The organism is Chryseolinea serpens (assembly GCF_900129725.1).
GTDB lineage: Bacteria > Bacteroidota > Bacteroidia > Cytophagales > Cyclobacteriaceae > Chryseolinea > Chryseolinea serpens.
In genome coordinates, this window is record NZ_FQWQ01000001.1 from 2310856 (window position 1) to 2335426 (window position 24571).

The window sequence follows — 24571 nt, forward strand, 5'->3', positions numbered from 1 at the left end:
CAAAAAATTGGTCCTCTTTATGACCTTCAGATCAAGTCAACCCACAACGTATGCAAGCTGGCAATATAATATTGGCTATTGATGATGATCCCGATGACCTGGAGTTGCTCGTGTCAGCACTAGAGAACGACAACGTCGATATAACATGCATGACAGCCAAAAACGCAAAAGATGGGTTGAAGTTACTGTGGTCACTAGACCGATTGCCAAAAATAATATTTCTGGATTGTAACATGCCTGGTATAAGTGGTAAGGAATGCCTCATTGAAATACGAAATGATATTAGATCAAGAGACGTACCGGTGGTAATGTATTCAACTTTCGCCACCGAATCTGACATGGAATTCTTCCGAAAGTGGAATGCATCATTTATGAAGAAGCACACGGATTTTGCTTCGATGAAATCCGATATCATGTTAACTATTGAGGCCTATCTGATGAACATCCGTAACTACCATGAAAGAAGTGGTAAAAGGTAAGTCAAACTTCATCAGTGACAAGAAAAAATGGGATGTTGTCGTCAATACTGACATTTTTTTATTAATTTCCTTACAAAGGGATTCTAGTAAGCACCTAGAATTCCCAACATGGATTCATTCATAGATCATTGCATTGCATATAATTGAACCAAGAACGTTAACGTGAGTTTTTCTCGCAAATTATACGGGACTTCAACCTTCGGTTTCACCTTTTAAGAACAAACGACAAGCAGGCTATGAAAAGCATACTATTGGTAGACGACGACACTATCAGCAATTTCCTAAATAGGAAGACGCTTGAGCGCATGGGCTTTGTCAATGACATTCACACCGCATTGAATGGCAAACAAGCAATCGACCTTTTCAATGAGTATTATATTGGTGCAAAGGCATTGCCGGATATCATTCTGCTGGATTTGAATATGCCCATTATGGACGGCTTTGGTTTTCTGGACGCCTTCAGAAGCCTTGACCTACCAGGGAAAGATCATGTGAAAATTATTATTGTATCTTCCTCCGTAAGCCCCCAGGACATTGCCAGGGCAAAACACTCGGGTGCCAGTCAATACCTCTCAAAACCTGTAAATGAGCAAACCTTGCGTAGGGCTCTGGAGATGTGTGAAGAAGCGGCTTAGTGGAAATTCCGTGATGGTTAACCACTTCATTTCGTTAGTCCGTGATCACCTTTTTTCGCGATACGGGTCAAAGGGTTTCGCGACAAATTGACCACCTCCCACGTTGAAATTGAGGGAGTTAATTTTAATGTTGAATAATCATCATGAAATAACTTTTGATGATCACACCGTCGCGAAATAAGGTGGTCAAGGGGATCGAAATTTCCAAATACTCTCTCAAGGCTCGAAACTTTGAGTCGGTCACCCTGAAAGATCAGTGCTGACTGAAAGTCCGGTCCCTGAATTTCGGACTTATGCTCGCATCCAACTAATCAAACTTCATACTTGCTACGGGATTTGTCTGGGCCGCTTTTACAGCATGAAATCCCACTGTGATTGACGCAATCAAGAATGTGACAATGCCTGCTATTAAAAAATAGCTCACAGACATTTCAGTGTGAAACGCAAAGTTTTCGAGCCAACCATTCATTACATACCAAGCCACTGGCCATGCAATGATATTGGAAATCAAGACCCACGCTGCAAACTCCTTTAAGAGCAACAACACGACCTGCCTTGATGTGGCACCCAGCACTTTCCGGATGCCAATTTCCTTTGTTCGTTGCTCTGCCACAAATGCAGCCAAACCGAACAGACCGATACAAGCGATAAAAATCGCGACTGAAGAGAAAATAACTGACACCATATTTGTCTTTTGCTCAGCAACGTAAAGACGGGCTAACGTGATGTCAATAAAATTGTAATTCATCGCCTCACCGGGTGCTATTTCTTTCCACTTATCGGAGATATAACGAATAGTATTGCTCATGTCATCTGAAGCGATGCGCACCATGAAATTATTGGCAGGATGATCCTCCATTTGTAGGTGAAGCACCAGCGGCCTTACTTTTGTGTGGAGGGACTCATAGTTGAAATCGCTGATGACCCCGATGATCTTGTAGCCGTGGCCATTGCTACGGGCGTCAAGGGAAACGAGCTCTTTTCCAATCACATCGTCTGTTGCAAAGGCGGCAGCCGCTGCCTCGTTCACAACTACAGCATCCACGTCAGCAGGGAACTCTTTGGAAAAAAACCGACCCTGCTTCAAATCAACCTGGAACGTTTTAAGAAAATCGTAGTCCACAACAATAAATTGACAGAGAAAGGGATCAGTGCCAGTCTTCTTATTGAACAAATAGCCAGCTCCTGGTATACCCGCAGTGAACATATGCGACGCATGGGTAACTGAGACAATGTTGGCATTATTTAGCAACTTTTCTCTAAAGGTTTCGATATGATCGCCCAATAGATTTATATTATTGATGGAGAGGAGATGCTCCTTGTTAAATCCAAGGTTTTTGTTCTGAATAAAGTCAAGCTGTTGCTTGATAACGAAGGTTCCAATAAGTAAGCAAATGGAGATGCCAAACTGGAGGATAACGAGACCATTTCGCAACATGCTTTTGCGCGACGCATGACTGTCGCCCTTAAGTACTTTGGCAGGAACAAATGAGGAGAGATAAAACGCGGGGTAGCTGCCTGCGAGAACACCGACCACTATCGTAAAGCCGATCAGTATCGGAGCCGTCCAATATTGGTTTATTATCAGGAGGCTCAGGTCTTTCTCCAAAAGGATGTTGAAAAAAGGTAATAGCAGTGTCAGAAAAGAAACAGCCAGTAGCATGGCGATGGAACTTGTAAGAATAGCCTCGCCGATGAATTGGAATATCAGGAGCGATCGCGCGGAACCGAATGTTTTCCGGACACCGACTTCTCTGGCCCTTCTGGCAGATTTTGCAGTTGACAGGTTCATAAAATTGATCACCGCCAGGATCAGGATGAATATGGCAATAGCGGAAAACATATACGTGTAGGTAATATCACTGGTGCGTATGGCTCCCGATTCGGTATTAAGATCTATTCCGTAGTCGCGCTGGGAATACAGATAGATGGAGGAGAACGGCTGCAGGTGAAATGAATATGCGGCTCCGTTCCCGAAGAATTGATCTATCGACACACCTAACAACTTTTGAATCTCCGGACCAACGTCATCCACAACAACCCTTTGTAATTTTTTTTCAAAGTCAGCGACATCGGTTCCGGGTTGAAGCACCAAATACGTAGTGAATAAATTGTCCAGCCAGTTTTCGTTGACTTTATACGTGGATAGAGACTCGAGATAATCACAATGGAAGTGAGACTTCCGTGAAAAATCTTTGACCAATGCTGTGACTTTGAAATTTTGCCCTGATTCCGTCGGTAACAATTTGCCCACGGGACTTTCATTTCCGAATATTCTTTTAGCGGCTGTTTCAGTGAGTACAATTGAGTTAGGTTCAACAAGAGCACTTGCGGGGTCACCTTCGATAAATTGCACCGCGAAAATTTTGAAAAAGGTAGAGTCGACAGCGTTAATGCTGCCACTGCGAAATAGTTTATCGTTGTATTTGAAGGCACGTGGCCCGAAGGATCCGATCCTCATATAACTCTTGACCTCCGGGTAATTCTGTTGGAGTATTGGCCCAAGGACCTGGGCAGTCTTTGAACTGGTCTCTTCCGATCCATTCACGGCAATCTTGACATAGACGCGATATATCTGACTGGAATCGAAGGCCGACTGGTCGAAAGTCAATTCATCCTGAACGAAAAGAAATAAGGCGAGAAAACAAGCGATTCCGACCGCAAGGCCAACGATGTTTATGGCGGAGAACACTTTATCGCGGATGATATTTCGGACCGCGATGAGGAAATAATTTCGTATCATGGTTAGGGGCAAATTTGACTAAACTTAAACATGAGATCTATTGCAGTCCTGCGTAATGCAAAGATGGAGCCATCAAAAAAAGTGTTGAAATTGATTTGTTTCCCGAATTGCTTGTACAGACGTGAAAAAATACTGTCCGGCAACGATCACCTTAAAGGCAAATCGAGGTCTTCTCGCCCAGTACAATACTGAGCAGAAAACCACTCGTCTGTCAGAAAAAAGTATAATAGAAGCGTGAAGGCGTAAAGTAAAACTATCGAACCGATAAATCTTTAAATTTTCGCAGATTCTCTGGGAGTTGGATTAACTTCTTCCCAGGTTGTTTTTAAAGCGGAAAAGGTATTGACATACTTTATTACTGTATTCCGGGAAAGGCCTGTAATGGAGCTGATTTTGAGTTTGCTCTGTCCCTGACAATGAAATTTTAAAACTTGTCTCAGTTTGCTCATAGTGATCGGTTTGTTAGCCATTTTTAGTTGTTGTGTTCAGGAGCACAAATAACCCGTTACAATCAACTTTAGGTCAACCGATCCTAATACTTATCCTACTTGATTTTAGGTGTTCACTTTGCCCCGAAAAAAGCTGTTCACTTTGACGTGAAACGGATTGTTCACTTTACATTGAAAAGAGTTGTTCACGTTAGTTGAAATCTCCACTAAAGGCCAGGAGCCTCCTATAAGATGCCAGCTATCTTACCGATTCGTCATCGCTTTCATGAGGGAGATAAATATTGAACGTTGCGCCCCTATCCGGTGAACCTGTTGCGGTGATGATGCCGTTGTGATTGTCCATGATCTTTTTTACAATGGCAAGGCCGATGCCCGAGCCTGCATAAGCCTCTCTGCCATGAAGTCTTTTAAATACCTCAAAGATCCGATCCTTGTGTTCCGGATCGAAGCCGATGCCGTTGTCGGAAAATGAGATGTGGCAGTAACTTGCTTCGGGCAGGAGCTTTTCTTCACCCAGTGCGCGGCCTTTTGCAATTCTGCTCTCAATTATAATATGAGGCGCAATGCATGGCTTTGAAAACCTGAGCGAGTTGTTGATAAGGTTATGTATGATTTGACGAAACTGAAACGGGATCATCCTGACTTTGTAGAGCTTTGATGCTACGATTGTCAAGTGCTTCTCGTCTATGGTTTCCTTGAGCTCGTCTTTTACTTCGTCAATAATAATGTTGAGATCAACGGCCTCAAATTTCCTCTCTGCAATGTTCAGGCTGGAAAAGGCCAGTAAGTCATCAATAAGCGTGCGCATCCGGGTGGCTGCTGAAAGAATCCTGTGCATGTGGTCCTTTCCTTTCTCGGATAAGGATTGATCCTCCATTCCTAAAATCCGGTCGGATAAGAGTTGTATTTTACGCAAGGGCTCTTGCAAATCGTGGCTGGATACATAGCTGAACGCCTTAAGTTCAGCGTTGAGCGTGATGAGTTCCGCCGCTCGCTTTTCCTTTTCTTCGTTTTGAAAGGCAAGCTCCTTGTTGGCAATCACCAATTCTGCTGCCCTCCTTTCTTTCTCTCCATTTTGAAAAAGAAGTTCTTGGTTAGCAATGACCAGTTCTAGCGCTCTTTTTTCCCTTTCTTCGTTTTGAAAAGCAAGCTCCTTGTTGGCAATCACCAATTCTGCCGCCCGCTTTTCTTTCTCTCCATTTTGAAAAAGAAGTTCCTTGTTTGCAAGGACCAGTTCTAGCGCTCTTTTTTCCTTTTCTTCGTTTTGAAATGTCAGTTCCCTGTTGGCAACGATTAATTCCGCTGCACGCTTTTCCTTTTCGTTGTTTTGAAAAGTAAGTTCATGATTCGCTACGACTAATTCTGCTGCTCGTTTCTCCTTTTCTCTGTTTTCATAAACAAGTTCCAGGTTGGCAAGGATTAATTCTGCCGCCCGCTTTTTTTTCTCTTCGTTCTGAAAAGCAAGCGCATCGTTAGCGATGATGAGTTCTGCGGCCAACTTCTCCCTTTCTGTTATTTGAAGGGCGAGTTTCTGGTTGGCAATAGTTAGCTCTGCTGCCCGCTTTTCCTTTTCTTCGTTTTGAAACGTAAGTTCTATGTTGGCAATTGCTAGTTCTGCTACTCGTTTTCCCTTCTCATTGATTTCAAAAGCAAGATCTCTTTTCGCCAGTGTTAATTCATCGGATATTGCGGTATTCGCCTTCATGGTACAAGATTCCGTTTATTTTTTTCATTTCCTATGGATGAAGCGGAGGCGTGAAATAGGGATAACGTTAGCATGGCAAGTATATCGAGGAAGGCCTGGGCGTCAAAAATGGTCGTGGAAGACGCAAGTGCTGTGTCGATAATGATGCCAGTATATTGAACTGGCCCAGGGCTTGAAATGGGCTAGTTTGTTTGGAGTTACTATATGGATGGGCACTTTTCTCTACAGCTGCGACAATTTCCCGATAGGAACTCAGCATCGGGGATGACCATCTTTGCAAGCCTGTATCAACCGACGCACACCCTCCTACCGGAGGCCCTGCTCACGCCCGCCGCCCGCAGCAAGCTTGAGGATGGCGTATGCTCTGGACCGCACGGTAGCCATAGTGTCCGCTTCGTACAGACGCAACGTGGAGATTCCGGCCCCCTTGACCACTTTATTCCGTGAGGGTGTGATCACCACGACTTAAGCAGGCACAGACTAACTCTTAATTGACATAAGTTCAAGATAATCAAAATTACTAATCAGTTACAATCTCTGTGCAATCTGGAATCCTAAGTTAACTATCACTGCTCACACTTGCACGGAATTAGGTGTTCATGGGCAGTGGAATCTCCAACGGTGGCAAAATAGCGGTCGTTGAAACCATAATGGTAGTTCCGCGGAAGTCCCATATTTTTGAAATACAGCCACCAATTGTTCGCCGCAAATTCTCTCCAACGGTAGTAAGTCTCCAGCGGCGCACTAAGTATTAAGATTGGCACACAATTTGGCTGCGCAGCCTGAATGCGGGAAATTTTCCCATTTGTTTCTTCAATCCAATCACAATGCTTAATAATATCTCCAAATTCAAAATTCTTGTGGTCGATGACCGTGACGAGAATTTGCTTGCCTTGGAAACTATACTACAGAATGAAAATTACACTTTAGTCAAAGCGAATTCCGGCAAGGAGGCACTCTCGATTTTGCTGAACGACGTGGATTTCCATCTCATTCTACTTGATGTGGTCATGCCCGTTATGAATGGCTTTGAAACCGCTGAATTAATATACAGCCGCGAAAAGCTCGTCAATATTCCGATCATATTTCTTACAGCAATGGATATTGAAGGTAATATTTACAAAGGATATCAGGCCGGAGCGATAGATTATATTAGTAAACCTATTATCCCCGATTTGTTGAAGGTAAAGGTAAAAGCCTTCGTTGAGCTAAGCGAGAAGACCAGAGAGTTAGTCAGGCAAGAAAAGGAACTCCGCATAGCAAACGAGAAACTGGAATCGCTGAATGAAGTTCTTCAGAGAAGGCTTGAGCAGGTTGAATCTCTTGATTCATTCAATTATTCCGTTTCACACGACCTGGTAAACCCATTAACCAGTATCATCGCCCTCACCAACTTACTTAAGGACATGCCAATCGATGATGAGGCGCTTAAGTTAGTCAATCTTATCATGACCTCCTCTGACCGGATGACAAAACTGATTCGGGATCTTCTGCACTTTTCAAGGCAAGCCCGCGAAGAAATTTCCTCGACGGAGTTCAGCATGAGGGACCTTGTGAATGAAGTGGTTCAGGATATTGCCCTTAGCATTCCCCTTGATAAGACGGAGGTTATCATTCACGATATGCCCACAGTTGAGGGCGACAACAATATGCTCAAACAAGTCTGGACAAACCTGATCTCAAATGCAATAAAATATTCCCAGAAAAAAGAGAACCCGAGGGTTGAGATAGGCGCGAGACAAGAGCAAGGCAAATTTGTGTATTTTATTAGGGACAACGGCGCCGGTTTTGACATGAAGAACTATAACAAGTTGTTCGAGATATTCCAACGCCTGCACAGCGAGAAAGATTTTAACGGAACGGGCATTGGTTTAGCGATAGTGAAAAGAATTGTCAATAAACACAATGGAAAGATATGGGCCGAATCAAATCCTGGAAACGGCTCTAATTTCTATTTTACACTCAATGCCTAGACAGGCTGGAAACTGCCTTAAAGCGACTCCGCTAGTCCTCTGTAAATAGCGTAACGAATTCGTTATCCCTATATATTTCGATACGAGAGATCCACCTGTTATTTGCTTTTTCCCAATCCTGGTCTGCTCCATTGTCATCATTAACAAAATAGATACGCAAAGCAGCTCCGCTATCTTTAAATTGAATAATTATTCCTGCACGAATTCCCTGCGATACATCTATATAAAATTTATCATAGTTATCCGGGTTTATTTCTACTAGTAAGGACTTCAATTCCTTACCTATAAATTTCCTCAGGGGAGGTAGGTATAAAATGTCTGTTGTTTTGCCGGAAGGATGAACCTTGATACTCATTGTCATTCCCTGGTTGCAAATCGCTATAAGAAATGACACCAATACTACCGATTTGATTTTATCCAGGACCATTTTGCGAATTGTAGTTTACCTAATAGCACATAACCTGATGAGTTCCCCCAATCTTTCTCAAAATAAAAGTTAATAATAAATCCGGGTAGTAAAGCACTGCCCCGCCGGACGGTAGGGCATTAGTTATTATTGGACGTCATCCCCGACGATAAAATGGCGAGACTTATTGAGAATGATTCTAAAGAACATAAGGTAAATACACTCGCTGTGACTAACGAAATGATAGCCAACCCCGCATTCGCTTTCATAACAATAATTTACCTTATCTTTTAAGATAATCGATCATAAAATCAATTGCTAGATTGTGGATTTAGGAACAGAAATCCACATGGCGTGGAAAAAAATACACACCTAATGGTGGTTCCTTTAAATGTGGAGAATACGCTATGTATTAAGTTGGATTTGATTCATCCGGGAACATGGAAAAGTAAAGCTGCTGCAGCCAAGAATCCGTGCCTTCAATTTTTTTAAGAAATGGATTTATAAATTTCGAAGTAAAGGGTAGTACGCCCTGTATGTCGGACAATCTTAGTAGGGTGCAGTTAAGTATTTGCCCGCTCGTGTCAAAGGGACTCAGTAAAACAAATAAGTTGTGACCGTCCAGTACAATCTCCTTGACAACTGCTATGCAGGTTGGGGGGTCGAGCTTCTCGGAGTTGACGCCAATCATAGAGTTATTCACCTTGCTGGCAAAAAGATATGAAAACACCTGGGCAGGCTCTTCACAAAATTCGAGGCTTTTGTCCATGATTGAAACTAAAGAAAGTAATAGGTTAAAAGGGCTCCCTATTACTCGTGGTTAAAAAACGTACCAATTATATTGGTTTAACCTGTATAGTCAAAAAAAAAAATTAAAAAAATGCGTTACACGATACTAGTGAAGTCGTGATGTTGTGGGGCTTCACATTTGTGACAGGAAGTGTTCTGGGGAGATTGGAGCGAACTCAAACTGCCCGTAAAACACGGCATAAAATTTCTTAAATATTCATCGGTGAGGCACGCAATTTGACTGACAAGTCCGAGACCTCAATATTTGCAAGTGCCCGAGATCCACGATCGGAGAAACGGCAATGTTTTGGTCTTTGACAATTGTCTAAGTTGAGCATTAATCTTTTTCAGAAACCTTGGACACCCAGCTCCAAGGTTTCTGCTTTAGCGTCGCGAAAGGAATCAGATTGCCACTAACCCGTCTTTATACAATTGCCCTATTTCCGAGGTTTTACCGATATTTTACTGGCACCCAACTTTCAATTAGAAACCTTTTTTAGATTCACTTTCCATTTTTAAGCTATGAAGCAGTTGACAATCATGGTGGTAGACGACGATCCGGACGACATTGATCTGTTCAAAGATGCTTTGTTCGAAGTGGATGATAGTTGCCGATTAGTCGTAGCAAATGATGGAAGGGACGCATTGCAGCAGTTGACAGACAATGGCATAGGTCCGGACATAATTTTTTTGGATTTCAACATGCCTTTCATGGATGGAAAGCTGTGTCTTACGGCGTTAAAAGAAGACCCGTTGCTTAGGGACGTCCCGGTAGTGATGCATTCAACGACTTTTCCTGAAGAGGACATGGCATTCTGTAAAGCTCTTGGTGCGAAAATTTTTATTAAACAAGTTGGCTATGCCAATATGATACAGGAGCTAAGTAACATCCTGTCAGAAATAAGAAGCAGGGAAAGGTTTTTGTAAGTTGAGAGCTTATTCTAAAAAGCTTCGTGCATTTCAATCCTTGCGCCCCCATCAGTTAAGGCCATTTAATATAAGACCACTTATAGAAACACCCTTCTCTATTACTCAGTCTTTTAAAGGTCAAGGGATTTTCGTGGTTCTGCTCCGATTCCCGGCTACAGGATTGAAGAATCTCAGGACTTCGTCAATCAAAGTCTCTTAACGTTTTTCCTTGCGCAGAGGTGGCAACAAATATTTAAGCGAGCGTCTCAGGTTTTGTTTTCTTTAAAGTCCCCACTCCGCAGTATTCCAACTATCTTTTTTAAGAATGCTGCTTATAGCCATCAAAGTATTCCTAATGCTCTTGTCTTGAATACCCAGATAATAATAGTCACGCTCCCGCCAGGCTTCTTCCATTAGTTTCTTGTACTTAGCACCTTCCTCATGCTTATGTTTAGCAATTGAAAGTTTTGCATTGAGATCGGCTATAACAACGTTATCTAAAGGACTCTTGACGCCAAGCAAAGTATGGTATTGAATAATTTTTTCTCCGATTGATAGAATAGTTTCAATATCGGTTTGTAAAATATCATTTTTGCCCGGCATCATAGTTTGATTTAATAGGAATTTGTACTTGTTACTTCTGCGGATTTTAGTGTGACAACAACAGATTGAGTCTCTGAAAATATATCCAGCAGCCTTCGTCTATATGACAATCGATTACCAGGATAGATGGTATCGGTTATGGTAATATTGACAGTTACAGCAGTCCCATCATGCTTGATATAATTGACTTCAAATACAACGTTTTTATAGGCCGCCAGGCTCGCTTTATTCGTTAGTGTTCCATCAATTACAGATTGATTTATTCGGTTTTTTCGCCATGTATAGGCATTGCTTAAGAAAAGTGCCGGTTTACTTTTCTCTCCTAGAAAGGCAGGATTATTCTGTTCTCTCCATTCAGCAAAGGATGGGTCATTATTTTGTTTTTTTTGAAGCTTTGATTGAGGTTCAAATACCGCCATCTGGTTCGCCTTCACAAACATGGATTCGTCGCTTTCGGAATGCTTAGTGGAAAACTTTACTGTACCCTTCGCTACCGTCAGCGTTACTAAAGAATCCCCTTGTTCCTTTACGTTGAATGATGTGCCCAATACTTTGGTGAGTGTATTGGTAGTTGATATTGTAAAGTCGGAAGTATTTTTTCGGACGGAAAAAAATGCCTCTCCCTGAAGTTCCACTTTTCGGACATCGAATTTTCTAGGATAGGTGAGGCGGCTGTCTACATTTAGCCAAACTTTGGTGCTGTCTGGAAGATAGATAGTGGCTACCTGGTTTCCTGATTCAATGATAAAATTTTCACGTGTAGCCCACCGGATTACAAAATAGGAAATCATGAGTAAACTCACACCGGCTGCAATTCGCCAGTATAATTTGTGGGGACGTATCATGTAGACAACTTTCTCAAGGAGGCGTTGTTTTTCAACGATACGGCTGTGAAGGTTACGCAACAACTGTGCGCTGTCAATGTCCTTATACGGTAACACAACACTGGTGCTGAGCCAAATTTTTTGAGCCTCCTCGAATACCTGCTTATTTTCTAGGGACTCATCGATCCATTTTTCAACAATGGCCCTTTCAGCGGTCGAAATGTTTCCACTAAGATAGGAAGCTAACAGCGAATACGATTTCTTATCTATTGCCATTCACACGAGTTATTAAACAACTATACTCATCTATAATTTAGTTGAGTTTCGCTGGTCGTGATTCGCCATTTTTACTTCCTTATGCGGGCTAAGCTTCGCATAGGCGGGGCAAGTGTATTGTGAACATGACGATGCTAGAAATGAAATCAAAACCACAAGGATGCATAATAGTTTTTTCATAAGCATAAAATGTGAGGTACCACATTGGTATTGTTATAGCAGTATAGCACCACTGGGCAGGACTTACCCCTAACTGTCCGTTAGTTTTTAGAGAAAAAACTTCGCCAATAATGCAGCAAGGGCAAGGAGGATAAGAATAAATTCAGGTGACAGGAATGGTTTAAGGTCATTTCTTAGTTTTTCAAGAGCAATACCCATTTGGCTTTCAACCGTTTTAACAGACAGTCCAAGGTTATCCGCTATTTCCTGGTATTTAAGGCCTTCGTGTCGGCTTAAAACAAAAATAGTCTTACACTGAGGAGGTAGCCGGTCTATTGCCTGGCGTGATCTTAGCTCAAGTTCGGTATAATCAACTGATTCCGTCCCAGATTGGGAAGTTAGGTTTTTTACTTGCTCAAAGTCATCCAGCCGGTAGTACTTGCGGTGGGACCGTATATGGTTAAGGGATGTATGGGCGGTAGCCTTTGAGAGATAGTGCTTGATCTGCTCACCAAAATGTACAGAATCCTTGTTTCTCCACAGCTTCACAAATACTTCCTGCACAATATCTTCTGCGGCGTCCCGATCCCTGACAATGTTATTGGATAGCCTTATGAGCTCTTTATGGTGCTTCATAAAAAGGGCATCAAATTTTGGCTTAAACTGATCTTCCATAGAGGTTCTGAAAGCGTCCAAAAGATAGCATTTATCAGTAAAAGTCGTTTCGCAAGAAATAGTTTAAAAGTTTTTTTGTACGGGATTAGGGGTAGGACCCTTTTGGTGTGCTCTACAGCTGACTTCTGATTTTCCGACAGATCAGTGAGCGACTCCTTTACATGAAAAATATTAGCATAAAAACGACTCTTAAATACATATTCGAACAGCTCACAGGAAATTTCGCGGGGTTCTTAACCGGTGCTTCCACAATAAGTTTGGTGTCCCATTTTTTTGTGACCTGCAGCTTCAAAACCCTTGGGGGCTTGCCCGCAAAAAAGACCGTGGTGAATAAAGAAACTTTCCAGGAATTGGGATGGGTAATTTCCATTATCATTGGTTCACGGCATTCGAAATAGAAGAACACGCTTTACCATTTTTAACAAGAAGTCTTTAATGAAGAGGAATGTGTTACTGGTTGATGACGACGATGTCTTCAATATGCTGAACAGCAAGATTCTTGAGAAAACCGGCTTCCATGGAAATATATATTCGGTATCCAACGGTTTAGAGGCGATTCATTTTTTGGAAAATCTCATAAGTGCCAAACAGCCACTACCGGATTTAATACTCCTTGACATCAATATGCCTATAATGGATGGTTTTCAATTCGTTGATGAAATTAAGGCTCATCCCTCAATTGATCACCTGTTAATGAAAATCATTATTCTTTCGTCATCTATTGACTATCGTGACCGCGAGCGCGCCATAAAATTAGGAATTAATGGTTATGTTGAAAAACCTCTAACCATACCATTAGCAAAGTCACTATTTCAGGACAATAAATAGGATGTCATGCCTTAGTGTGTCAGGGATTTGAAGAAATAATCTAGAGTTGCAACCAGATGCCGATTATTGATTACACTTCTTGCATGGCTTTTAGCGGTAACCTTGGGCTTATGGGCATATCGCTCAAACTATCAAAACGTGTTCCTATTAATCTTCTGCTTTCCAACGCAAATCTTAGGAATGTGCGAGGCAAGTGGCTGATTTGTGCGTGCCAGAAGACGGTTGTCTTGTATGAAAAAATACATGAAATAACCATCGCAAGGGGTTGGGAATCTGTGGAAATATTTAGTTCCATTTGGGCTTTTTTACGCACTGCGTCTTGCGAGACCGTATAGTTTTTTACCCAGCTACCTGAAAAAAGATCCTTTTTTAGCCAAATTTTAGAGGTCACCTATACCGCCACTGCGGGTGCATTTGGCGGTATGTTGTTTGTGGCTCCCCGTTGGATTAATGACCATAATTGACCTTCACTATGAAAAAAAATTCTTCATTTTGTTGGCGATTGGGCTGATCGCTTTGGGATGCTCTAAGGATTCAGTGCAGCCAGTAAATCCCAACCCAGATCCGTCCAATCCAAACACCCCGGGCGATACTACGAAGACGCCCGGAGACACCACGCAACTTCCGGTAACCAACGATAAGGGCACACAAACGCCGATGCCGCTTGGTACTGATGCCGCACCGTTCGGATACTGGGTGTACACACCAGAAGCTTATGCAACCGATACGGTGAAATACCCGCTGCTGATCTACTTACATGGCTCCGGTGAAGGCGGTAACAGCCAGTCGTCGCCATTCGAACTCGATTATGTATTGACGTACGGTCCGCCAAAAATGATTGCCGAAAAACACTGGGCGCCTTCGCATCCCATGGTTGTAATTTCGCCACAGTGTCACGAAGGATGGTGGGATCGCGAACATGTTCGTGCGTTCATTCGTTTTGCTAGCACAACGTATCGCGTCGATACCACGCGCATTTACCTCACCGGTATCAGCATGGGTGGCAACGCTACGCTCGATCAATTGAACTCGTTCGACGACAATCAGATTGCCGCCGCCGTGCCAATTGGTGCAACCGGTGTAATGAACGAATTATTTACCCAACGCACAGCCAAAGTTCCGCTGTGGCTATTCCATGGCGAGATAGACGATGTCGCTTCCCCGGAATTTCCGAAGGAACTGGTGTCCGCCATTAACGCATTGAACCCGTCGGTTCGCGCGAAGCTGACCTTATACCCTGGTATGGGACATTTCTGCGCAGAAATGACCTATACGGGTACAGGCATGGGCCATGAAGATCCCGCTGTCGATCCTTTCTCGATGGACATCTATACCTGGATGTATCAATACGCCAAGGGAAAACATTAGCGTGATGAAAAAACCAAAGGCATTGTAAACCTTAATGAGAGAATTATTGAATGGAACCCTAAGTGACGTCACGGCGTGGCCTCCTTGGGTTTCTCATTTACCGACTGGTCGCATTTAACGGCCCAACAACCGGCTGCCGATCATTTTGTCAAGTCGTGATCTTCATCTTTGCTTTGATGGGTCGTAGTTGGCGGATAAAGTTAGCGACTTTGGTTTGATCATTAGGGACTTTCGCATTGGAAGTAAGGTGGAGAATCGGTGCACCAATTCCTGGTCGGCCCCGGAACCAATTAGTGCTTAAAATCTTAGAAAAGAAGAACAACTCCTTCTCGCTCTGTCTCATTTTCCGTTCTTCTACTAGTTATAAATAAGCAATTTTTTTTTGTCTGAAATACCTGCTTCATGCATTAGCCATAAACTATCCCCTGCCTGGAAATTTCCATCCCCCTTGACCACCTTATTTCCCGGCGGGATGATCATCAAAAGTTATTTCATGGTGATTATTCAACATTAAAATTACTCCACAATTTCAACTTGGGAGATGGTCAATTTGTCGCGAAACCAGTTGACCCGCATCGCGAAGAAAGGTGATCACGGACTAACGGAACGAAGTGGTCAACCATCACAGAGTTTCCAATCTACTGGCCGTTTTGTCGCTATTCGTTTCAGTCTCCTGATCTTGCTGTGCCTCGCGCCCGGCTACGCATAAAGATCCGAAAGTGTTGACCAGCTTCACTTCGTTTTTTAGGTCATCCTCACGACAACGTTGAACAGTGTCTGGGGTAGTGATCTAAAGGTGGGGCAAAATGATCTGTCACAAATCGGGGTAGTTCCCAATCTGAAAAAATGAGGAAAAGGTGATGAAGAGCCCTTAAATCAGGTCAAATGGAATCTTCAATTTTTAGGTGCTAGCCTCACTCGGCTATGATTTATAGGTCTAAGAAAATCTCCTAGGAATAACTCAGCCGGTGCTTCGGAAAAGCGAGAAATTTTGGCGAACTTATAACCGTGACAACTGGGGTTGCTGCTTGCCAAAATTTCTGCACGGACTTACGCAGGAAGAAATTGGTCTCCCATCTACAAGACATCGCACCGTTTTACTGGGACGTTTCACAATAACAAATGGACTTCGCGCTCGACTTATTTTCAAGTATAAAATCAGAAATTGAAAAATCGACGGTATTCAATATCGCTGAAACTGTTGAATACATTCCTAATTCAGTGCAGATCAAGACGATTATTCGAAAGGCAACCGGATTTATAAGCGCGATTTCCTATTCGGGAGAAGCTATCACAAAATTAACTCCCCCGTTTGATATCTTTATCCAGATAATTGATGGTAAGGCACAAATAGTCATTAATGGAATATCTCATTTACCTACAGCGGGAGAGTTTATTGTTATACCGGCGCATCATAAAATCACAATAGGAGCGATAGATCGATTTAAGATGACAGCAACTGTTATCAAAAGTGGATGCGAAGATTTTCGAAATCCATTTGACGAGAATGTAGCCGAGTAGTTTTTCGAGTGCGATCGCATGAATAGCGAGATTAGCCGTACTACAAGATATCCGGTTGTCAAAAAACTCGGAAATTCAAACGGACCCAATTACGGAACGCATATAGCCTTAACTGTTCAATCATTATGAAAGTGATCGACTCTTTAGATTCAAGTTTTCATTAGATACTCCGAATGGACTCCACCACCTTTTATTTTCTGGGGGTGGTTATTTTTTTACTCAAAACCTTATCAAAGTTTGTACTGTTCGTATAGAAAAAACAGCCAATTCAAGCAGGATAGGCTGTTTTGTTTTTCACTTTGGAATGTTCATACCTTTGTAAAAACGAACCGATCATGGTGAACACATTCAAGTATCGCTTTTTTGAAATGGACCTTCGTGGGGGGACGAAGGCATATTTTGAAATGATCGCCAAAAGCAAAGAACCCGTACCGACCGAAACAAACAGACGGCGCAACCGCATCATTTACGAGTTTGACGAAACTGATAGAGGTAGGGTAGACCTAGAGATAAAGCAAATGGGTCTTGTCCTTGAAGAGGTTTTTCACCCCTACCATATAGTTTCTTTCCGTTCCTTGTAAGTCTGTTTGGGAACGGGTGCAGGTGTTGGTTATCTGCAACATGTTGTTTATAACATCAATGCCATGCGCTACATGACTTGTAACCGAAAATTATTTCATTTGGCTATACGTAGCAACTAATGCTTTACGTCCACAAAACGAATATGGAACTGCTAGTTGAATGAACGCTTCACCTATCGGGAACTACATTTCCAAAATCGAAGACAAAGATTTGTCCTTAAAGTTGTCGCGATAGTAACTGCTTCTTGAGATTACGAATGGGGTGCGAAATCGGTGCGCTAATTCCCCGACCGGGCAAAGCAAAAGGCAATACAGAAGGCTCACGAACTATTAATGCATATCTCGACTATTTAAAGTGTGGATTTTTCTCCACATTCCGATTATTAAGTATGCACTAGTGCGTACAAGTAAGCCGATCCCCACCTCTTAAATGATGCAACCCTGACCTTAAACGTTCTATTCCAAAAGTCGGTCCTGTTTATGACCTTCGGATCGAGTCAACCTGAAATTGTATGCAAACTCAAACTGGCAATATAATATTGGCAATTGACGATGATCCAGATCATCCGGAATTGCTGATCACAGCACAAAAAGAGCGATAGCCTAGATATAACATGCTTGATGGCCAACAACGCCAGAGATGGATTGAAATTATTGTGGTCATTGGATCAATTGCCCAGAGTAATATTTCTTGATTGTAATATGCTTGGTATAGGTGGCAAGGAATGTCTTGTTGAAATACGTGCAATAGTAGATCAAGAGACGTACCCGTTATAATGTACTCAACTTTCGCAACCGAATCTGATATGGAATTCTTCCGAAAGTGGATGCACAATTTATGAAGAAGCACACGGATTTTGTTTCGATGAAATCTGATATCATGTTAATTACCGAGGCTTATCTGATTAACATCCGTAACTATGAGACGAGGCGGAAAAGGGTAAGTTAAAAATTCATCAGGGATACGAAAAAAGGGGGATGCCGTTGTCAAAACGGGCATTTTTTGCCAATTTCCTTACAAAGGAAATTCTACTAAACGACAGAATGCGAACATGGATCATTCATAGATGTATGTTTGAACCAAGAAGGTTTAACGACTAACGTGAGCTTTTTCTCGAAAAAATAAAGGGACTTCGACCTTTCGATTTCACCACTAAGAACAAAACACTAAGCCGAATGAAAAGTATACTATTGGTAGACGATGACAGTATCAGCAATTTTCTAAATACAAAGACGCTTGAGCGCATGGGATTTGTTAATGACATTCACACCGCGCTGAATGGCAAACAAGCCATCGACCTTTTCAATGAATACTATATTTGGTGCTAGGCCGTTGCCCGATATCATCCTGTTGGATTTGAATATGCCCATTATGGACGGGTTTGGTTTTCTGGACGCCTTCAGAAGCCTCAACATACCTGGTAAAGACCTTGTGAAAATTATAATTGTATCCTCTTCCGTGAACCCTAGGGACATGGACAGAGCAAAGCGTTCTGGTTCGAGTCACTACCTCTCAAAACCTGTGACTGAGCAAAGCTTACGACGGGCTCTGGAGATGTGTGAAGAACCGGCTTAGAACTTCACTTTCTGAAACCCTTTATTCAAATCTTGCCGGCAATGAATAAAGATAGGGGACCGCACAGAAAATTTAATCAAGAATTAATTTTGTAACTTATCATACTTGTCAAGCCGTTTATCCAAGAGGTATGACGAGGTAATCGAGAAAAAGGGGTGAGTAATTCGGACGGAAAGAAAGCCCTTTTTAAAAACGTCTCCCTAATCCAACTGCCTCATGAAATTTGTCAAAAGCTTCGTTCTGGTCACTGGTCTTGCTTTTTTCGGTTGCCTGATATTTGGTATCGCTTTGTTATTTTATTCTTTGAAAACACAAATTAAACATTAGGAAATTTCACGAACGTAAGTAACCGACGTTCGGATAGACGGGGGGGCGAATAGTTCAGGCGGAACGAACGCCCCTTTTTGGCTTTTACTACATTTTGGAGCTAGTACAATTGTACTATATTTCGTAGTAGAATTATACTACGAAGATATGGCCAGCCACCTTATACCGGAGGTCAGTGCCCTCCCTCTAGTTCTTAAAAAATACATGGAACGTAGTGCCCGCATCCAGCTCGCTTTCAACTTCCACCTCGTCTCAATGGACTAATAGCTCTCGTCAGCTTCACGTCATATACCCCAGCCTTGCAATTAGTTTTCAGCCAACACGACGTCGATCAGTTTTTCGAGCGCTGGTTTGGAAAATCCGAGCCTCTCGCTGACTGTATTGATCAGCTCCCGTTCGGCGGGAGAGAAATCTCCGTCTACTAGCGCGAGCCGGATCATGTCGTCGAGCTGTTTCTCTTTTTCTGAATTGTCCTGTGGAATGAGGTATTGGTATTCGTTCGCCCGGTCGAGCATGAGGTTAACACGATCCAGGGGAATACCGTTCTCATAGGCGATCTTTGATAGAGCAACACGCTCCAACTCTTCTATCTTACCGTCTGCCGCACTGAGTGAAATGAGATTCCGGAAATGAGCTAACTTAATGGGATCTAACATAGTAGTATGGATATCGGATGGAAGTGTTTTAAATATACTTATTCTCCGCCAAAAACTCCAAATGAAATCCCGACAACTTCCAAATTAAAATCTCCAGACAAGGAGGTAATCCTTTCACCGATTCCAATTCGTCGCCTTAGATCAGTGTTCATAGGAATGTGAATTCAACCCCTTAAATCAAGCCCTCGCTTTTGAGCTGGAGAACCGGTGCACCGAACTCGTCAGGTCAACGGATTGAGTCGACTGCAAAGGACTTAAAAAATTCAAATCGACTCCTCTCCTCTCCGTTTTTATAACCTCTGTTCTTATAATGGAGATTCCGGCCCAGGTGACCGCCTTATTCCGTCGGGGCGTGATCACGATTGAGTTATTTAAGCTAGACATAAGTTCAAGACAATCAAAAGGAAGGATGGTCAGTTCTTCGCGAAGTGAATTGTCCGGCATTACGGACTGTCGTGGTCACAGGCGTACGAAACGAAGTGGTCTGCCACCTCGGAATCTCCAATCGCACTATCTGGCAGGTGGAGAATCGGTGCACCGAAAATGGCAATGATGGCAAACGCACTGCATTACAGCATTTTAAAAATTATCGACAACTCCCTCTTCCTCCTCTTCCCTCTATCCATTTTCTATCTCTTAACAGCGCCTCCGCGGCTAATTCATTTGTAGATATGTGAAGTATCCTTTAAATTAAACAAAACCGTCAGCGATTGCTACTCCATTGGAAAGGCCTGGGCACGTATTCCTTGCCGGCGAGGTGCCCCATGAAGAAAGAATGCCACTTTGAAATGCTGAACCCGTTGAGCGATGCGTATAAATAAACTAACTCTATTCCTGTTTTTATCGTTGCCTTTTCCCAGATGATGGGCCTCAGCCCGACTTGTCTGTTTATGTTGATCGTTTTGTAGCCGAGGCCAGGCGCGAGGAATTAGGCTTGCTGTCAGCAATCTTACGATGGCATATGTATCGGAAACCGACCCTCCAAATTATTGTGGTTATGGCACCGTCAGGCCCGAATATATTCAGATCAAGCATTCGGATGATTGCTGGAATTCAAGGACCGACATAGATAAGGAATTATTAACGTTTCACGAACTGGGACACGCCGTTTTGGGTCGTGTTCATTCCAACACACAATTATCAAACGGCGATCATCAAGGCATCATGTATATGAATCCATTTGGTTTACAATGAAAGCACATTGGATAAAAAAGCCTACTATCTGGACGAGTTATTTGACATGACCACGCCCGAACCCCAATGGGCTCACATCGATAGACCAAGCCGTGTGGACATTTTGAGAGATTCTGTCGCTGCGATCACGCAGGTGTTATTAGCCATGAGGTATTTGTTTCGGCCGGGCATTCGCTTTCAATACAGGCAAATGCTGCCGGATCTGGAATTTCCTTCTGGCGATACGATCTGAGTCCAGGTAATGTCACGATCGGTTCAGCGTTCACGCTTACCGTGAAGGTGATGACAAAAGATGTTACGGGCACGGGATTGGATTTCGAATAGGCTTTGACGCGCAAGGCACCAACGTTTTTTATGTTTACTCAAAAAAAATTACGGCACCCAGGACTTTAATGAGTATACTATAGAGCTATATTACTTTCCGCGAGACGTCACCGTTGTTTCTATTTTTCCGCTGATGGATGGCCGAAGCACCGGAACTGCTCACATCAATGATATCTCCCTGTTGAATAAATACCGACTTTCCCTGATATAAAGATCATCAACACATAGAATATCCAGATCACCGCTTGGGTGATTTTCCGTTAGATACCTTCTCATGGGCGACTCGTTGAATGACATTGCGAACCTGTCTATCGAATTAACGTGGATCCTCTGAATCCATCTATACTCTGAACATCTCTTTTTCGGTTAACTATGACGAAGCTCGCACTTCATGTTCCAAATGTGGATTCTGATTTTGATTAGGACAGGCAGCTGGCGCCTGGGCCAACATTTTACCCTTAACAGGTTCTAATCAAAATCTATCTGCATTTGCCAAAGGGCAAGATTTGGTCGGACAGGTGCATGGTGTCAGATCATCAATCATTGTCAGATGGGTATGCCGCATTGCCGGCTTTTCGTCTCCAAGCTGGCCACTAATGGAAATTCCGTGATGGTTGGCCACTTCGCTCCGTGATTACCTTTTTTCGTGGTGCGGGTCAATGGATTTCGCGGCAAATTGACCATCTCGAACTATAAAATTGAGCGAATTATATTGTAGTCCGAATAATCTTTATGCGACAAATTTTGGTGATGACACCCTCGCGAAATAATGTGGTCAAGGTAGCGAAATGTCCAATGGAGTCGAGATATTGATGGGCTATTTCTTGTTCAGGGATTTGCACGCCAAGAAGGCGATGAAATGAGAGTCGCTGTCGAGTTTTGTTTGCTGTTATCGATAAAAATTCCTAGTATTATTAAGTTGCGGGCTGTTGGGGGTGAGGGATTTTTTGAATCCTTTGTGACTCGTCAAACTACATCACCTTACAAAAAAATAAAATGACCAGACCTCCACTATCGCAGATTGATGCCTCGGTGATTTGCATTGCGCTCTTTGTGCTCATGTTGTTTTCCCTTGCGCTGGGCAACAAAATGCGGAAGAAATTCTGGAGTGCCGAAGAGGGTGACCACCAGGGAGGTGTAAATTCATTGCTGGCTGCACTGTTTGGTTTGTGGAGTTTTATACTGGCCTTTACGTTTAGCCAGTCCGGCACACGTTTTGACAATGTGCGGGCCATCATTGTTGATGAGGGGAACATGTTAAGAACGGCTATACTCAAAGCTGATTTTTTTCCTGATAGCATTCGGGACGCCTACCGAGCGGACTTGCGATCGTATCTGGAGGAGCGGATCTCGTATTATGAAGATTACAATGACGAAGCAAAATTTAACAAGAACAGAGAAGCGTTATCAAAAACAGCAACGTTGCTCTGGACAAGAACGGTTGAGCTATCCAAAAAGCCAACTCTGACCGGTCTTGCCGGTGGCATGGCACCTGCTCTGACAAATTTATTTGACATCGGGATCAAAAGGGAAGCGTTGCTAAGCGCAGGAGTACCTACCCCCATCAACATCATGTTGCTTGTTCTCGCTTTGTCCATTTGTTTAATCGGAGGCTTTACAACACCAGCCATCAAACGGAAGGAATGGATAGTCCTTACGATGTTTGCCTTACTCGCATCAACGATCCTGTACATAACCATCGACCTTGCCCGGCCGATGCAGGGCTTCATCAAACCAGATGTCGGACAGGAAACCATTGTTAATTTGCGGAAGCTTTTTTAGACTGTCCGGTCCCACCAGGGGCAAGCGTTCCTCTCCACTGGGGTGATACTTTCGTAAGGCCTTCACACAAGATTACGTTTCGGATGTGAGACTGATCAAAGGGACGCTGGAGATTGTATTAGCCAATCTCCGGAATAACGATGTCACACCCGAGATATGCCCGGAAATTCAAAAGCTGATGCGCCCGGCTAGCCAGCTGCAGGATAACCCGGTATGCACCCAGCGAAAAGATACATACTTGATCCTAGGGCTAAGAAAGTACACAAGCATTCAACGATTTCGTTGATCGGCGTATGGACACAAATTGGATGCACTTAAATCTCACGAGGACTTCCGCTCGCAAAGAAAACGCAAACCAGACTTACAATTGCACGCGTTAAGAGAAGTTGCCAAATGGAATTGTCAATGCTGCAAAAGAAAAAAGCAGAGAGCATTTGATCAGGGACGACTATAGACTTCTTCTCCTAACATCGCGGTCAGGTTTTACAGTTAAAATGCCTTGTTCACTTTTACCAAGGAAGACTTTGCATTCACCATGCAATTTTGATATACAAATCTCATCATTCGGTGATCAACTTTCTTCTCTGTTGTAGACACCTGTTCACTGGACGATCTTTCCATTCTTGACCACCACTTTTCCATCAATCTCCACGGTGGCGTTGGTTATGGGAAAAGACCATGAAAACGTACTCGTGTTTTTTCCGCCAGCCAGTTGATTGTTTCCGAAGGAGAGATAAACAATTCCCGCACCACTTTCAGGCCAGTAGTCGTCGTTGGCGATCAACACAGGATTCAATCCAATAGAGATTCCTGAAAACATTTTATCGCCTGCGTTTTCCTTGAGCGAAGTTTCAAGGCATTCTTTGCCCTCGCCCGCGGTCACGTTGAGCATCTTTCCGCCGGTCACATCGAAACGGATATTCGTTATCGGTTCATACCGGCACTTGTCGCGAGGCACGACTACTTTTCCGTTCGCGGAGGTTTCAACGGCGGTAACGGCAACTCTCCCATCGGGTAAGGATGCCATTCGTTCGAACAGTGTTTTGTTTGCAACGTCCGCTTTGGTAGTAACTCCGTCGCCGACGTAGATCGGTCTGCCGGCGACTGAAAGGGTGAGGTTTGTGCCGTCGGGAGAAGTCACTTTGATGCTTTTGGATGTTTTGATCAGATTCTTCAAGGCTTCCGCTTGGGTGACGATGGGCGTGTAGTTGGTCTGCATGGCGTCCAAGATCATTTTCTCATAGACGGGGAATTCCATTTTTGCCAGCGTGGCTTCCTGCTCCGTCGGGTAGTTTACCGAATAGACGCGGCACTTCGATCTATTGAAGCTGTCGTATAGCTTCTGTCCGCCTTTGCGCAGCGCCATCATGCGCACCTCCAGGGCGTCTTTGAAGATGACCTGGGGATTTTCAACCGTCGACAGGCCTATCCATACGTCGATATTTTTTACCCACTCGGCAAAATAGGTGGGCGTGGCCAGCAAGTGTTGATAGTGTATGTCGTGGGCCTGGGCACGTTCTATTTCGTCGGTAGTAAAAAAGACATTTGTGAACGCGCCTTTTTCATTGCTCTCCTTCACGATAGCCTCCAGGAGCGGGATGTTGTGTTGACCGGCGTTGACCACGACCACTTCTCCAGTCTGTATGCCGGCGTTTTCCACGATTTCCTTGGCCAAGGGTGTCCAATCTTGTTGAGCGAACACATGGAGCGATAAACATGTGAACAACACCACCGGGATTAGCTTTTTCGGTTTCATATGGAAGAGGGTTTAAGTTCGTAAAATGAAATA

20 protein-coding genes are annotated in these 24571 nt (G+C 43.3%); 11 read left to right on the top strand and 9 right to left on the bottom strand.

The window, feature by feature from the left end; genetic code table 11:
- Positions 1-50: 50 nt before the first annotated feature.
- Positions 51-479 (top strand): response regulator, encoded by a 429-nt coding sequence (locus BUB30_RS09085; RefSeq protein ID WP_073132949.1) that lies wholly within the window; start codon positions 51-53, stop codon positions 477-479.
- A gap of 236 nt (positions 480-715) precedes the next feature.
- Positions 716-1114 (top strand): response regulator, encoded by a 399-nt coding sequence (locus BUB30_RS09090; RefSeq protein ID WP_073132952.1) that lies wholly within the window; start codon positions 716-718, stop codon positions 1112-1114.
- 307 nt (positions 1115-1421) lie between these two features.
- Here the strand turns inward: BUB30_RS09090 and BUB30_RS09095 are convergent, their stop codons facing one another.
- Both BUB30_RS09095 and BUB30_RS09100 read right to left on the bottom strand, forming a co-directional pair.
- Positions 1422-3857: an ABC transporter permease gene (locus tag BUB30_RS09095; protein WP_073132954.1), complete on the bottom strand. Its 2436-nt coding sequence runs from the start codon at positions 3855-3857 to the stop codon at positions 1422-1424.
- A 687-nt stretch (positions 3858-4544) separates the two neighbouring features.
- The gene (locus BUB30_RS09100; protein WP_084137982.1) at positions 4545-6011 is read right to left on the bottom strand and encodes a sensor histidine kinase; all 1467 of its coding nucleotides are present in this window, start codon (positions 6009-6011) and stop codon (positions 4545-4547) included.
- An 827-nt stretch (positions 6012-6838) separates the two neighbouring features.
- Between BUB30_RS09100 and BUB30_RS09105 the strand changes: the two genes are divergently transcribed.
- The gene (locus BUB30_RS09105) at positions 6839-7984 is read left to right on the top strand and encodes a sensor histidine kinase (protein ID WP_073132956.1); all 1146 of its coding nucleotides are present in this window, start codon (positions 6839-6841) and stop codon (positions 7982-7984) included.
- A gap of 31 nt (positions 7985-8015) precedes the next feature.
- Here the strand turns inward: BUB30_RS09105 and BUB30_RS09110 are convergent, their stop codons facing one another.
- Both BUB30_RS09110 and BUB30_RS09115 read right to left on the bottom strand, forming a co-directional pair.
- On the bottom strand, positions 8016-8339 hold the full coding sequence (locus BUB30_RS09110) for a hypothetical protein (protein ID WP_143164825.1): 324 nt from the start codon (positions 8337-8339) through the stop codon (positions 8016-8018).
- 463 nt (positions 8340-8802) lie between these two features.
- Positions 8803-9159: a hypothetical protein gene (locus BUB30_RS09115; protein ID WP_073132962.1), complete on the bottom strand. Its 357-nt coding sequence runs from the start codon at positions 9157-9159 to the stop codon at positions 8803-8805.
- A 542-nt stretch (positions 9160-9701) separates the two neighbouring features.
- On the opposite strand from BUB30_RS09115, the gene BUB30_RS09120 reads away from it, so the two are divergent.
- Complete coding sequence (locus BUB30_RS09120; protein ID WP_084137983.1) at positions 9702-10106, top strand: response regulator; 405 nt, start codon at positions 9702-9704, stop codon at positions 10104-10106.
- Between the two features lie 264 nt (positions 10107-10370).
- Here the strand turns inward: BUB30_RS09120 and BUB30_RS09125 are convergent, their stop codons facing one another.
- The 3 genes from BUB30_RS09125 to BUB30_RS09135 all read right to left on the bottom strand — a co-directional run bounded on the left by BUB30_RS09125 (position 10371) and on the right by BUB30_RS09135 (position 12625).
- Complete coding sequence (locus BUB30_RS09125; protein ID WP_073132963.1) at positions 10371-10694, bottom strand: hypothetical protein; 324 nt, start codon at positions 10692-10694, stop codon at positions 10371-10373.
- A gap of 8 nt (positions 10695-10702) precedes the next feature.
- Positions 10703-11791 (bottom strand): FecR family protein, encoded by a 1089-nt coding sequence (locus BUB30_RS09130; protein ID WP_073132965.1) that lies wholly within the window; start codon positions 11789-11791, stop codon positions 10703-10705.
- A gap of 267 nt (positions 11792-12058) precedes the next feature.
- Positions 12059-12625 carry an RNA polymerase sigma-70 factor gene (locus BUB30_RS09135; RefSeq protein WP_073132966.1) on the bottom strand — a complete coding sequence of 189 codons (567 nt, stop codon included), beginning with the start codon at positions 12623-12625 and terminating at the stop codon, positions 12059-12061.
- Positions 12626-13060: 435 nt separating this feature from the next.
- Between BUB30_RS09135 and BUB30_RS09145 the strand changes: the two genes are divergently transcribed.
- The 6 genes from BUB30_RS09145 to BUB30_RS35940 all read left to right on the top strand — a co-directional run bounded on the left by BUB30_RS09145 (position 13061) and on the right by BUB30_RS35940 (position 18499).
- Positions 13061-13453: a response regulator gene (locus BUB30_RS09145; RefSeq protein WP_073132969.1), complete on the top strand. Its 393-nt coding sequence runs from the start codon at positions 13061-13063 to the stop codon at positions 13451-13453.
- A 450-nt stretch (positions 13454-13903) separates the two neighbouring features.
- Positions 13904-14821 carry a carboxylesterase family protein gene (locus tag BUB30_RS09155; protein WP_073132973.1) on the top strand — a complete coding sequence of 306 codons (918 nt, stop codon included), beginning with the start codon at positions 13904-13906 and terminating at the stop codon, positions 14819-14821.
- Positions 14822-15943: 1122 nt separating this feature from the next.
- Positions 15944-16342 (top strand): cupin domain-containing protein, encoded by a 399-nt coding sequence (locus BUB30_RS09165; protein ID WP_073132977.1) that lies wholly within the window; start codon positions 15944-15946, stop codon positions 16340-16342.
- 335 nt (positions 16343-16677) lie between these two features.
- Positions 16678-16923, top strand: a complete 246-nt coding sequence (locus BUB30_RS09170; protein WP_073132979.1) for a hypothetical protein — start codon at positions 16678-16680, stop codon at positions 16921-16923.
- A 1176-nt stretch (positions 16924-18099) separates the two neighbouring features.
- A complete protein-coding gene (locus BUB30_RS35115; RefSeq protein WP_178377061.1) occupies positions 18100-18252 on the top strand; it encodes a response regulator in 153 nt (50 codons plus the stop codon).
- Complete coding sequence (locus BUB30_RS35940; RefSeq protein WP_178377062.1) at positions 18230-18499, top strand: response regulator; 270 nt, start codon at positions 18230-18232, stop codon at positions 18497-18499. Before BUB30_RS35115 ends, BUB30_RS35940 begins: the two co-directional genes overlap by 23 nt.
- Before the next feature lie 632 nt (positions 18500-19131).
- Here the strand turns inward: BUB30_RS35940 and BUB30_RS09180 are convergent.
- Complete coding sequence (locus BUB30_RS09180) at positions 19132-19482, bottom strand: tellurite resistance TerB family protein (protein WP_073132983.1); 351 nt, start codon at positions 19480-19482, stop codon at positions 19132-19134.
- Between the two features lie 2514 nt (positions 19483-21996).
- Between BUB30_RS09180 and BUB30_RS09190 the strand changes: the two genes are divergently transcribed.
- On the top strand, positions 21997-22782 hold the full coding sequence (locus BUB30_RS09190; RefSeq protein WP_143164826.1) for a bestrophin-like domain: 786 nt from the start codon (positions 21997-21999) through the stop codon (positions 22780-22782).
- A gap of 601 nt (positions 22783-23383) precedes the next feature.
- On the opposite strand, the gene BUB30_RS09195 is transcribed toward BUB30_RS09190, so the two are convergent.
- Complete coding sequence (locus BUB30_RS09195; RefSeq protein WP_073132989.1) at positions 23384-24538, bottom strand: aminopeptidase; 1155 nt, start codon at positions 24536-24538, stop codon at positions 23384-23386.
- Between the last annotated feature and the right edge of the window lie 33 nt (positions 24539-24571).

Excerpts from the sequence above, each read along its gene's own strand:
- BUB30_RS09085 (WP_073132949.1), top strand. The coding sequence starts at position 51 with ATGCAAGCTGGCAATATAATATTGGCTATTGATGATGATCCCGATGAC.
- BUB30_RS09090 (WP_073132952.1), top strand. The coding sequence starts at position 716 with ATGAAAAGCATACTATTGGTAGACGACGACACTATCAGCAATTTCCTA.
- BUB30_RS09095 (WP_073132954.1), bottom strand. The coding sequence starts at position 3,857 with ATGATACGAAATTATTTCCTCATCGCGGTCCGAAATATCATCCGCGAT.
- BUB30_RS09100 (WP_084137982.1), bottom strand. The coding sequence starts at position 6,011 with ATGAAGGCGAATACCGCAATATCCGATGAATTAACACTGGCGAAAAGA.
- BUB30_RS09105 (WP_073132956.1), top strand. The coding sequence starts at position 6,839 with ATGCTTAATAATATCTCCAAATTCAAAATTCTTGTGGTCGATGACCGT.
- BUB30_RS09110 (WP_143164825.1), bottom strand. The coding sequence starts at position 8,339 with ATGAGTATCAAGGTTCATCCTTCCGGCAAAACAACAGACATTTTATAC.
- BUB30_RS09115 (WP_073132962.1), bottom strand. The coding sequence starts at position 9,159 with ATGGACAAAAGCCTCGAATTTTGTGAAGAGCCTGCCCAGGTGTTTTCA.
- BUB30_RS09120 (WP_084137983.1), top strand. The coding sequence starts at position 9,702 with ATGAAGCAGTTGACAATCATGGTGGTAGACGACGATCCGGACGACATT.
- BUB30_RS09125 (WP_073132963.1), bottom strand. The coding sequence starts at position 10,694 with ATGATGCCGGGCAAAAATGATATTTTACAAACCGATATTGAAACTATT.
- BUB30_RS09130 (WP_073132965.1), bottom strand. The coding sequence starts at position 11,791 with ATGGCAATAGATAAGAAATCGTATTCGCTGTTAGCTTCCTATCTTAGT.
- BUB30_RS09135 (WP_073132966.1), bottom strand. The coding sequence starts at position 12,625 with ATGGAAGATCAGTTTAAGCCAAAATTTGATGCCCTTTTTATGAAGCAC.
- BUB30_RS09145 (WP_073132969.1), top strand. The coding sequence starts at position 13,061 with ATGAAGAGGAATGTGTTACTGGTTGATGACGACGATGTCTTCAATATG.
- BUB30_RS09155 (WP_073132973.1), top strand. The coding sequence starts at position 13,904 with ATGACCATAATTGACCTTCACTATGAAAAAAAATTCTTCATTTTGTTG.
- BUB30_RS09165 (WP_073132977.1), top strand. The coding sequence starts at position 15,944 with ATGGACTTCGCGCTCGACTTATTTTCAAGTATAAAATCAGAAATTGAA.
- BUB30_RS09170 (WP_073132979.1), top strand. The coding sequence starts at position 16,678 with ATGGTGAACACATTCAAGTATCGCTTTTTTGAAATGGACCTTCGTGGG.
- BUB30_RS35115 (WP_178377061.1), top strand. The coding sequence starts at position 18,100 with ATGAAAAGTATACTATTGGTAGACGATGACAGTATCAGCAATTTTCTA.
- BUB30_RS35940 (WP_178377062.1), top strand. The coding sequence starts at position 18,230 with ATGAATACTATATTTGGTGCTAGGCCGTTGCCCGATATCATCCTGTTG.
- BUB30_RS09180 (WP_073132983.1), bottom strand. The coding sequence starts at position 19,482 with ATGTTAGATCCCATTAAGTTAGCTCATTTCCGGAATCTCATTTCACTC.
- BUB30_RS09190 (WP_143164826.1), top strand. The coding sequence starts at position 21,997 with ATGACCAGACCTCCACTATCGCAGATTGATGCCTCGGTGATTTGCATT.
- BUB30_RS09195 (WP_073132989.1), bottom strand. The coding sequence starts at position 24,538 with ATGAAACCGAAAAAGCTAATCCCGGTGGTGTTGTTCACATGTTTATCG.